This window comes from Ruegeria hyattellae, from assembly GCF_041537925.1.
Classification (GTDB): domain Bacteria; phylum Pseudomonadota; class Alphaproteobacteria; order Rhodobacterales; family Rhodobacteraceae; genus Ruegeria_C.
In genome coordinates this window covers 1-10,140 of record NZ_JBGOSH010000001.1, presented here as the reverse complement: position 1 = coordinate 10,140, position 10,140 = coordinate 1, and the positions used below count along the sequence as shown (strand labels likewise).

Genomic DNA, 10,140 nt, shown 5'->3' with positions numbered 1-10,140 from the left:
CCACGAGGCGTACATTGATCACAAAAAATTGCCAATTCAGCCGCCAGAATTACAGAAGTGAACAAAATCACAGTCCACGCCTAGCCGATCGGCTATGCTCGCAACCCTGTTGGTCAATTTCTTTTTTTGTGTGTGAGGCCCGTTATGAAAACCGTTCGCTCTGCAAACCGTCAATTTGCCTCGGCAAGCGCCGCATCTTCACGGAAGATCGATGATACCGGCACCGGGTTTCCGGTGCTTGAACTGGTGATATTTGCCTGCGCTTTCGGGCTGACCGGCGCGCTGGCTGCATTCTTTCTGTCCTGAGCGCGCATTCGCGCCCAACCCCAGCCCAAATTCCAAAAGAACGCCCACCGCTCGCGGGCGTCCAATTTCGTTTACCAGAGCTCTACTCTGCCGCTTCGGGCGCGTCGCCAGAGTCGGCAGCGGGAGTGGCATCGGTGCTGTCGGTGGTTTTCGGCTTGCGGGCGCGGGGCCGGCGCGCCGGTTTCTTGGGCTTGCTTTCCGGAGTTTCGACCAGACCGCTTTCGCTGCTCTCGTCATCACCCGCAATATCCAGAACATCGGGTTGCGGGGCCTCGGCCGGATCAGACGCAGGAGCTGCAGGCGCGGTTGCCGCCGATTCGCGTTCCTGACGCTCGGCACGCTCGCGGTCGCGTTCAGCCTGACGTTCGCGGTTCTGGCGTTCCTGCTCTTCGCGCCGCGCATCCATTTCGCGCTGCGCCTCGCTTAGCAGACGCAGGTAGTGTTCCGCATGCTGCTGGAAATTCTCGGTGGCGACGCGATCATTCGCAAGCTGCGCATCGCGAGCCAGCTGGTTGTATTTGTCAATGATCTGTTGCGGTGTACCGCGCACCTTGCCTTCGGGACCGGAGCTGTCAAACACACGATTGACAACGTTGCCACCAGAGGGCCGGTTACGGTTGTTCTTGGACCGCGAACGGGATTTGGACGATCTCATTTTGTTTTAGTCAGCCTTGTCTTTCGAATGTCGATCACCCTGTTCTCCGCTTCATGCGACCACATACGCCGGGTATCGACTTTTTGGGCTTAATGTCGCGGGCGAGCCTAATGCCTCATCCGCTGCGACACTTCTGAGTAAACACGTCCTGTCGCCACAAACAAGAGGGCAGACCGAAAAAAACGGTATTTTGCGAAGCATATGGCCAATTGACGCTGAAGAGAGACGGGTTCATGCGGGATTCTGCGCCAGAATGACGCGGTCATGGCCGGACAGGTCGCGGATCACCTGCACCTGCGCCAGCCCCGCGGCTTGCACCAGCGCGCTGACCGCCTCTGCCTGCGTCGCGCCAATTTCCAGGATCAGGCGGCCTTGCGGCTGCAGAAAATCGCAGGCCGAGGCAGCAATCCGGCGATAGGCCTCCAGCCCGTCGCTGCCATCGGTCAGCGCCATTTCCGGCTCGTGCTCGCGCACTTCGGCGGCCAGACCGGGCATCTCGTCCAGCGCGATATAAGGTGGGTTGGCGACGATCAGATCGAAGGTGCCGTCAACCGCGCCGAACCAGTCAGAGCGGCGGATATCGGCGCGATCCTCGACCCGGTGCAGAACCGCATTGGCACTGGCCTGCAGGCAGGCGGCCTCGCTCAGGTCGACACCGATCCCGGTGGCGTTGCGGTGTTCGGCCAGCAGGGTCACCAGAATGCACCCCGAGCCAACACCCAGATCCAGAACCCGGTCGAAGGGCAGCGACAGCGCCACTTCGATCAGGGTTTCGGTCTCGGGGCGCGGATCCAGCACATCACGGCTTAGCTTGAAGCGGCGGCCGTAGAATTCCCGCTCGCCCAACAGATGCGAGACCGGCACCCGGATGGCGCGCAGGGCGATCAGGTGGTCGTAGCGCTCGGCAATCTCGGGGGCCAGATCCTCGGGCGCAATGAGCGTCACGCGACTGGCCTCGATCCTGGCGGCATGGGCCAGCAGGACCCGCGCATCGCGGGCCGGGTCGGGTACGCCGGCGGCACGCAACCGCGCTGTAGCAGCGACCATCGCCTGCGCGGCTGTCTGTGCGGTGGTCATTGGCCCATCTCGGCCAGCAGCCGCGCCTGATCGTCAGCGGTCAGTGCATCGATCACTTCGTCCAGATCGCCCTGCACCACCTGATCCAGCTTGTAGAGCGTGAGGTTGATCCGATGATCGGTCATGCGACCCTGCGGGAAGTTATAGGTGCGGATACGTTCGGAGCGGTCGCCCGATCCCACCTGGCTGGCACGGTCGGCCGACCGTTCGCTGTCGATCCGCTGGCGTTCCAGATCATAGAGCCGGGTTTTGAGTACCTGCATCGCGATTTCGCGGTTGCGATGCTGGGATTTTTCAGAGCTGGTGACTACGATGCCGCTGGGAAGATGAGTAATCCGTACGGCGGAATCGGTGGTGTTCACATGCTGGCCTCCTGCCCCTGAACTGCGCATCGTGTCGATCCGCAGATCGCCCGCGTCGATCTGCACATCCACATCCTCGGCCTCGGGCAGCACTGCCACGGTAGCCGCCGAAGTATGGATACGCCCTCCGCTTTCGGTGCTGGGCACCCGCTGCACCCGGTGCACGCCGGATTCGTATTTCATCCGGGCAAAGACATTCTCGCCCTTGATATGCACCACGACATCCTTGATGCCGCCAAGTTCAGTGGCCTGCTCCTCGACAATCTCAAATTTCCAGCCGCGCCCCTCAGAGTAGCGCTGATACATGCGCAGGAGGTCCCCTGCGAACAAAGCCGCCTCATCGCCACCGGTGCCGGGCCGGATTTCCAGCATCGCGGCACGCGCATCGGCCTCGTCGCGAGGCAGCAGCGCCAATTGCAATGCGTGTTCGGCCTGCGGCAGCTGTTCGCGCAAGGCGGGCAGTTCCTCTTCGGCCAGTTCCTTCATGTCGGGGTCCGACAGCATGGCTTCGGCCTCGGCCAGATCGGCGAGGATCTGGCGCCAGGCGGCGATCTGTTCCACCACCGGTCTCAGGTCGGAATATTCCTTGGCCAGCCGGGCGATATCGCCACCAGCCGCGCCATCGGCCATCGCCGCCTCGAGGTACTGAAACCTCTGGGTAATCTGTTCTAGTCGTTCTTCAGGAACCATCCCGGCGGTGTCCGATATCGCGGGGCTTTGGTCAAGGGGCTAGACTGTGCTAGGCTTTGAGGCATGACACGACACTTACTTGTTTTTCTGCTGATCGCGAGCCCGGTTCTGGCCGATGTTACAGGCCCCGGCGGCAAGGTTCAGGACTGTTATTGCACCGACAAGAGCGGGTCCCGGATTGAGCTGGGCCAGACCATCTGCATGCAGGTCGATGGCCGAATGTTCATGGCGCAATGCCAGATGTCACTAAATGTGCCGATGTGGCGCGAGGTTCAGAAGGGCTGCCTATCCTCCTGACGGCATCTGCGCGATCCAGCCCTCGACCCGCGCGCGGTTCACGCCAAAATCCGATCTGCCAAAGCGCAGCCGGCCATGGATGCGCAGTAACTCGCCTTGCTGTTGCGCTGTGGTGTAGTCGGGAAAACCGAACACATTGCTGCGCGTGATATAGGTGATCATCTGTTCATCGACCGACCCGGCCAGCACCGTGGTGCCCGGATCGGCACGGGCAACCTGATCGAATTGCTTGAGCGCATTCGGCCCGGCCTTGAGAACCCGCAGCACGCTGCCGCGCGTATCCGCATCACTGTCACCGATAGGTGCAACATGCCACTGCGGAACAGCCGATGGGGCCAGCCGGACATAGCCCAACACCACCACAACTGCCACCAGCAGCACCCATACCAACATCGCGAACCGTCCCACGCCTGTTTCTGCCCCTTGTTGACTGCAACCAGCCTAGCGCGCGGCGACACCGGGCAGAACGCAAATCAGTTCATAGAGTAGATTTGCCGCAGTCAGTGCGGTATTGCCCGAGGGATCATAGGGCGGCGAGACCTCGACCAGATCGCAGCCGACAATATTGGCCCCGCTCAGCGCATGGATCAGCTCCAGCGCCTGCGGGGTGGTCAGCCCGCCGATCTCGGGTGTGCCGGTGCCGGGCGCATAGGCCGGGTCGAGGCTGTCGATATCATAGGTGACATAGACCGGACGATCTCCGATTTCTCGGCGGATCTCTCCCCCCAGCGGTGCCAGGCTCTTGTGCCAGAGGTCCCAGGCCGGGAATTGCCGGAACCCCCAGCCCTGCGCCTCGGTGAAATCCGTCGCGGCATATCCCGAGCCGCGAATGCCGATCTGATAGGTCCGGTCGGGCTGGATCAACCCCTCTTCATAGGCGCGGCGGAAAACGGTGCCATGGGTCTCGCGTTCGCCGAACATATCGTCATTCACGTCGGCATGGGCATCCACATGCACCAGCGCCACGGGGCCGTGTTTCGCCGCGATCGCGCGCAGGATCGGCAAGGTGATCGAGTGATCGCCACCCATCGCCACCGGGATCACATCATTGGTTAGGATCGCGGCATAGCTTTCCCTGATGATCCTCAGACTGTCGGCCAGCGAAAACGTGTTGATCGCCAGATCACCGATATCGGCGATCTGCAGACTGTCGAAGGGCGCCGCCCCCGTCGCCATGTTATAGGGCCGGATCATCGCGCTTTCGGCGCGGACCTGCTTGGGCCCGAACCGGGTGCCGGACCGCCACGAGGTGCCGATATCCATTGGAATGCCCAGCACCGCCACATCCAGCCCGTCCAGGTTGGTCGCCTGCGGCAGACGCATGAAGGTGTTCGGTCCGGAAAACCGGGCCAGATCGTTGCCACTTATAGGTTGGTTGAATTCGGTCATGCTCTTTGCTGCTCCCACCCGGTCTGCCCACCGAGTACGGCGAATACCGGAATTATGACTAACCAAAAGTTAAGACCCCACCAGATCGGGTCGAACACCGACATATCGAACGGAGTTAAAGCGCCGATAGCGCTGCGCTGAGCGCCCTTCATCTGAACTTGTTCCACCCCAGCAGGCAGATGATCTCGGTGGCGATATGGGCGCCGGCGATGGCCGTGGCCCCGGTGGTGTCGAAGGGGGGCGAGACCTCGACTACATCGCCGCCCTTGATGTTGATCCCGGCAATGTCGCGCAGGATGATCGAGGCCTGGATCGAGGTCAGACCGCCCCAGACCGGCGTTCCGGTGCCCGGTGCAAAGGCCGGGTCCAGCCCGTCGATGTCGAAGCTCAGATAAACCGGGTGGTTACCCAGGATCTCCTTGATCTTTTGCGCCGTGGCGGCAGGCCCGGCCTCATAGACCTCGCGTGCGTCGATGATGTTCACGCCCAGCGTGTCGTCATTGGTGGTTCTGATCCCCACCTGAACCGATCGCGCTGGGTCCACCAGCCCCGATTTCACCGCCTTGTAGAACATGGTGCCATGATCCACACGCGCCATGTCGTCATCGGCCCATGTGTCGGTATGCGCATCGAATTGCAACAAAGACATCGGCCCATAAGTCTCGGCATAGGCCTTGAGGATCGGAAAGCTGATATAGTGATCGCCCCCCAGCGTGACCGAGGCCACGTCCGCCTCCAGAATGCCCCGGATATGATCGCTCACTGTGTCGGGAAAGGCGGGCACATTGGCATAGTCAAAAGCCACATCGCCATAATCGACGATGGCCATCTCGCTCAGCGCATCAAAGGGCCAGCCATAAGGCGCATCGGGCGATTGCAGTGCGCTCGCCTCACGGATCGCGCGCGGACCCAGCCGCGTGCCGGGCCGGTTGGTCGCCGCCTGATCGAAGGGGACGCCGGTGACCGCGATATCGACGCCGCGCAGGTCCTTGGTGTATTTGCGCCGCAGGAACGAAGTCGCACCGCCAAAGGTGTTCTCAAAGGACGGCCCGCGCAGATCGGTACGGGTAAAGGCCTCATCCACCTGATTTTTTGCATCTTCCAGTGCCATGCTCGGGCGCCCTTCTTGGTTACGTCAACGATCTGCGTGTTACGCGGCGGGTTGCGCCGTTTCGACCAGGCGGGCAAAGAACGACGCCCCGATCGGAGCCACTTGATCGTTGAAATTGTATTCGGGATGGTGCAGCCCCGCGCTCTCGCCCTGGCCCAGAAACAGATAGGCGCCGGGCCGGGCCTGCAGCATATAGGAAAAATCTTCGGCCCCCATCTCACGCCCCTTATCCGCAATGACGCGGGCTGCGCCAGCGACCTCACCCGCAACAGCGGTAGCAAACCGCGTCTTGTCGGGATCGTTGATGGTCGCGGGATAGCCGATCTCATAGTCCAGCCTCGCCTCGACGCCATAGCTGGCTGCCTGCCCCGCCACGATCTGCTCCATCCGCTTCTTCACCATTTTCTGAACCGCCGGGTCGAAGGTGCGGATCGTGCCGTTCAGAAAGGCGGTATCGGGGATCACGTTGTCCACCGTCCCGGCATGGATCTGCGTCACCGAGACCACAAGATCGTCCAGAGCATAGTGGTTGCGGCTGACAATCGTTTGGAAAGCCTGGGCGATGCCACAGGCGGCCATCACCGGGTCGCGGGTCTCATGTGGCATGGCGCCATGGCCACCCACGCCCTGCACATGCACATGGAACGTATCCACCGCCGCCATGATCGGACCCGGGGTGGTATAAAACCCACCTTCGCCGAAACCCGGCGCGTTGTGCAGCGCGTAGACCTGCGCGATGTCGAACCGGTCCAGAATGCCCTCCTGCACCATGATCTCGGCTCCGCCGCCCGCCTCTTCGGCAGGTTGAAAGATCAGCGCTACGCGGCCCGAGAAATTGCGCGTCTCGGCCAGATAGCGGGCCGCGCCCAGCAACATGGTGGTATGGCCGTCATGACCGCAGGCATGCATCCGCCCCTCATGTTCCGAGGTATATTCCAGCCCGGTCGCCTCGGAGATCGGCAACCCGTCCATATCGGCGCGCAAGCCGATGGTCGGCCCGTCACCGCGCCCGTTGATGATTGCGACGATCCCGGTGCGCGCGAAGCCTTCATGCAACTCATCCACCCCGAACGCGCGCAGCTTCTCTGCCACAAAGGCCGAGGTCTTGGGGCAGTCCAGCCCCAGTTCCGGGATGCGGTGCAGATGCTGACGCCACGCCGTCATGTCACGCGCATACTCGGCAATGCGGTTTACAACGGGCATGGGGTGGACTCCTGCGTCAACGTCGGGAATTGATGCATCAGACACCGGAACGGGGGCCGTCGCAATGACAGAAAACACATTGATCAACAACAGCGATGCCGGGATCGAGCGCCTGCTTGAAATCATGCGCCGCCTGCGCGACCCCAAAACCGGCTGCCCCTGGGATATCGAACAGGATTTCGCCACCATCGCCCCTTACACGATCGAAGAGGCCTATGAGGTCGCCGATGCCATCGAACGCGAAGCCTGGGACGAGTTGAAGGGCGAGCTGGGCGATCTGTTGTTCCAGTCCGTCTTTCACGCGCAGATGGCCAGCGAGGCGGGGCATTTCGCCTTTCAGGACGTGGTGCGCACCATGTCCGACAAGATGGTCGACCGACACCCGCATGTCTTCGGTGACGAATCCCGCGACAAATCCGCCGAACAGCAGACCCTGGACTGGGAGACGATCAAAGCCGCCGAGCGTGCTGGCAAGGCGCAGAAAGGCGCGCTGGACGGCGTTGCCTCCAACCTGCCCGCGCTGCTGCGCGCCCATAAGCTGCAGAAACGCGCCGCCCGCGTGGGGTTTGACTGGCCCGATGCCAGCCATGTGCTGGCCAAGATCACCGAAGAGGCCGCCGAACTGGAAGAAGCCCGCGATGCCAAGGATGCGGACGCGCTGGAAGACGAGTTCGGCGATCTTCTGTTTGTGATGGTCAATCTGGGCCGCCATCTGGGGATCGAACCCGAGGCCGCCCTGCGCCGCACCAATGCCAAGTTCACCCGCCGCTTTGCAGCCGTCGAGGAGCGGCTGGCCCAACGCGGCAAGACCCCGTCCGAGAGCGAATTGGCCGAGATGGACGCGCTCTGGGACGAGGTCAAAGAGCAGGAAAAACAGGCGGCACAGCAAAAAGCCTGATGGCGGTTCCCGGCTTGTGCCGCAGACACCCTCTGGACAGGACACAGCCCGGATGCGACTGTCCCGCCGCGCCTGACAGGAGCCACCAATGACCGCCCGAAAGATCATCATCGACACCGATCCCGGTCAGGACGACGCGGTTGCAATCTTGCTGGCGCTGGCCAGCCCTGACGAGATCGATGTGTTGGGCATTACCGCAGTTGCAGGCAATGTCCCACTGCACCTGACCGCCAAAAACGCCCGCATTGTTTGTGAGTTGGCAGGCCGTCCGGACATGCCGGTTTATGCGGGCTGCGACGCGCCTCTCAGACGCAAGCTGGTCACAGCCGAACATGTGCATGGCAAGACCGGCCTCGACGGACCCGTCCTGCCTGACCCGACAATGCCATTGTCCGACGGCCATGCGGTCGACTTCATCATCGACACGCTGCGCCGCGAAGACCCGGGCACCGTGACGCTCTGCCCGCTTGGGCCGCTGACCAATATCGCCTCGGCTTTTCAGAAGGCCCCCGACATAATCCCGCAGGTGCAGGAGATCGTCTTGATGGGCGGCGCCTATTTTGAGGTGGGCAACATTACGCCGGCCGCCGAATTTAACATTTATGTCGACCCCGAAGCCGCTGATATTGTGTTCAAATCCAACATTCCAATCGTGATGATGCCGTTGGACGTCACCCATGACGCTCTTGTCACAAAACACCGTAACGACGCCTTTCGCGCGCTGGACAGCAAAGTCGGGCACGCCGTCGCCGAGATGACTGACTTTTTCGAACGGTTCGACCGCGAAAAATACGGCTCCGAAGGCGCGCCTCTGCACGATCCCTGTGTAACGGCCTATCTGATACGCCCTGAACTGTTCTCGGGTCGCCATATCAATGTGGAAATCGAAACGCAGTCGGATCTGACCCTGGGCATGACAGTGGCAGATTGGTGGGGTGTCACAGATCGCACGCCCAACACAAGGTTCATGGGTGATATCGACGCGGACGGGTTCTTTGACCTGCTGATCGACCGCCTGTCCCGACTATGAGCCTACAATCCCGCCTTGCCTTACGCCCCATACCGGGTCAGAACGCCCTCCTCGACGGTATTTCGAGGCAGCACCGCAGCGGGGCACACACAGCATTGGAGCCACTGACATGAGCGCGCAACTCCGCCTCGCCCAGCCCGAAGATCTGGCCCGGCTCATGGGCCTTGTCGCCGCCTTTCATGCCGAAATGGGCATCGAACAGGACGAGGAACGGCGCCAGTCAGCGCTGCTGCCGCTGCTCGAGGGAATTCCCCATGGCTGTATCTACCTGATCGGCCCGGCCCGCGCACCGCTGGGCTATATCATCCTGACCTTCGGCTGGTCGGTGGAATTCGGTGGCATGGATGCGTTCGTGGATGAGATCTATATCCGCCCGGCGGTCCGGCGGCGTGGCATCGCCAGTGAAACGCTTCTGGAGCTGCCAAAGGCGCTTGCGACCGGAGGGATCAAGGCGGTCCATCTTGAGGTCGACCGCGAAGACGCCGCTGCGCAGAAACTATATCTGCGCAGCGGGTTCAAAGCACGGGACCGCTATATGCTCATGAGCCGGGTGCTTGGGTGACAGATCCGATTCGACCGTCGCTTACCGTTTAGACACCGGCAGGCGGGACGTAACAATCCGCTGCATCCAATGTCTTGACCGGATCTTCGGGACCGCATTGTTCGCCGGTGACCGGATAGGTATTTTCCTTAGTACAGGCGCCCAACAGAGCAAGTGTGGCAACCGCCGCAAACAGAGATTTTGCAAAGGGGGTCATTCGCGCTTCCTTTCTTTAAAAGATGTGCACAATATCTGCCCCTTCAGGCACTATCAGGTCCTTGATCCTGATCAAGTTTTTCTGTGACGCGGCGGCACGCTGAACGGCCCCGTTCAAACGGTTTCCCGATTCCTCAATAGCGCATTGCGCAGCCGCGACCGGGCAAAAGAAAGCCCCCGGATCTGCCTGGAGCTTTGGTGTTCTGCAGGTCCAGGTTTTATCCGCGCAGGATGGATGTTCCGGCGTATTTTGCGGTTTCGCCCAGCGTTTCCTCGATGCGGATCAGTTGGTTGTACTTGGCCAGCCGGTCGGAGCGCGCCAGTGAGCCGGTCTTGATCTGACCGCAATTGGTCGCCACCGCCAG

The 10,140-nt window shown here is 61.5% G+C and carries 13 protein-coding genes and 1 pseudogene; 5 read left to right on the top strand and 9 right to left on the bottom strand.

Annotation, left to right across the window (positions count from 1 at the left end; all coding sequences use genetic code 11):
- Nucleotides 1-144 precede the first annotated feature (144 nt).
- On the top strand, nucleotides 145-306 hold the full coding sequence (locus AB1E33_RS00070) for a hypothetical protein (protein ID WP_372575218.1): 162 nt from the start codon (nucleotides 145-147) through the stop codon (nucleotides 304-306).
- Nucleotides 307-388: 82 nt separating this feature from the next.
- Here the strand turns inward: AB1E33_RS00070 and AB1E33_RS00065 are convergent, their stop codons facing one another.
- The 3 genes from AB1E33_RS00065 to prfA all read right to left on the bottom strand — a co-directional run bounded on the left by AB1E33_RS00065 (nucleotide 389) and on the right by prfA (nucleotide 3,090).
- On the bottom strand, nucleotides 389-961 hold the full coding sequence (locus AB1E33_RS00065; RefSeq protein WP_372575217.1) for a DUF4167 domain-containing protein: 573 nt from the start codon (nucleotides 959-961) through the stop codon (nucleotides 389-391).
- 231 nt (nucleotides 962-1,192) lie between these two features.
- The gene (prmC, locus tag AB1E33_RS00060) at nucleotides 1,193-2,038 is read right to left on the bottom strand and encodes a peptide chain release factor N(5)-glutamine methyltransferase (RefSeq protein WP_372575216.1); all 846 of its coding nucleotides are present in this window, start codon (nucleotides 2,036-2,038) and stop codon (nucleotides 1,193-1,195) included.
- The gene (prfA, locus tag AB1E33_RS00055) at nucleotides 2,035-3,090 is read right to left on the bottom strand and encodes a peptide chain release factor 1 (RefSeq protein WP_372575215.1); all 1,056 of its coding nucleotides are present in this window, start codon (nucleotides 3,088-3,090) and stop codon (nucleotides 2,035-2,037) included. Before prfA ends, prmC begins: the two co-directional genes overlap by 4 nt.
- 63 nt (nucleotides 3,091-3,153) lie before the next feature.
- On the opposite strand from prfA, the gene AB1E33_RS00050 reads away from it, so the two are divergent.
- A complete protein-coding gene (locus AB1E33_RS00050; protein ID WP_372575214.1) occupies nucleotides 3,154-3,387 on the top strand; it encodes a hypothetical protein in 234 nt (77 codons plus the stop codon).
- Here the strand turns inward: AB1E33_RS00050 and AB1E33_RS00045 are convergent.
- The 4 genes from AB1E33_RS00045 to AB1E33_RS00030 form a co-directional block, all read right to left on the bottom strand.
- A complete protein-coding gene (locus AB1E33_RS00045; RefSeq protein ID WP_372575213.1) occupies nucleotides 3,376-3,780 on the bottom strand; it encodes a DUF1499 domain-containing protein in 405 nt (134 codons plus the stop codon). The two genes, AB1E33_RS00050 and AB1E33_RS00045, sit on opposite strands and share 12 nt — an antisense overlap.
- A 48-nt stretch (nucleotides 3,781-3,828) precedes the next feature.
- A complete protein-coding gene (gene speB, locus AB1E33_RS00040) occupies nucleotides 3,829-4,776 on the bottom strand; it encodes an agmatinase (RefSeq protein WP_372575212.1) in 948 nt (315 codons plus the stop codon).
- A 148-nt stretch (nucleotides 4,777-4,924) separates the two neighbouring features.
- On the bottom strand, nucleotides 4,925-5,887 hold the full coding sequence (speB, locus tag AB1E33_RS00035) for an agmatinase (RefSeq protein WP_372575211.1): 963 nt from the start codon (nucleotides 5,885-5,887) through the stop codon (nucleotides 4,925-4,927).
- Nucleotides 5,888-5,926: 39 nt separating this feature from the next.
- Nucleotides 5,927-7,090, bottom strand: coding sequence for a M20 aminoacylase family protein (locus AB1E33_RS00030; protein WP_372575210.1), 1,164 nt, complete (start codon nucleotides 7,088-7,090; stop codon nucleotides 5,927-5,929).
- Between the two features lie 64 nt (nucleotides 7,091-7,154).
- Here AB1E33_RS00030 and mazG point away from each other — a divergent pair, with 64 nt between their 5' ends.
- The 3 genes from mazG (at nucleotide 7,155) to AB1E33_RS00015 (ending at nucleotide 9,580) form a co-directional block, all read left to right on the top strand.
- Nucleotides 7,155-7,988, top strand: a complete 834-nt coding sequence (gene mazG / locus AB1E33_RS00025; protein ID WP_372575209.1) for a nucleoside triphosphate pyrophosphohydrolase — start codon at nucleotides 7,155-7,157, stop codon at nucleotides 7,986-7,988.
- An 88-nt stretch (nucleotides 7,989-8,076) separates the two neighbouring features.
- Nucleotides 8,077-9,018: a nucleoside hydrolase gene (locus AB1E33_RS00020; RefSeq protein ID WP_372575208.1), complete on the top strand. Its 942-nt coding sequence runs from the start codon at nucleotides 8,077-8,079 to the stop codon at nucleotides 9,016-9,018.
- A gap of 109 nt (nucleotides 9,019-9,127) precedes the next feature.
- On the top strand, nucleotides 9,128-9,580 hold the full coding sequence (locus AB1E33_RS00015) for a GNAT family N-acetyltransferase (protein WP_372575207.1): 453 nt from the start codon (nucleotides 9,128-9,130) through the stop codon (nucleotides 9,578-9,580).
- Nucleotides 9,581-9,608: 28 nt separating this feature from the next.
- On the opposite strand, the gene AB1E33_RS00010 is transcribed toward AB1E33_RS00015, so the two are convergent.
- Together AB1E33_RS00010 and eno are read right to left on the bottom strand one after the other, a co-directional pair.
- Nucleotides 9,609-9,776, bottom strand: coding sequence for a hypothetical protein (locus tag AB1E33_RS00010; protein WP_372575206.1), 168 nt, complete (start codon nucleotides 9,774-9,776; stop codon nucleotides 9,609-9,611).
- 217 nt (nucleotides 9,777-9,993) lie between these two features.
- A pseudogene (eno, locus tag AB1E33_RS00005) lies at nucleotides 9,994-10,140 on the bottom strand (phosphopyruvate hydratase); the annotation flags it as partial.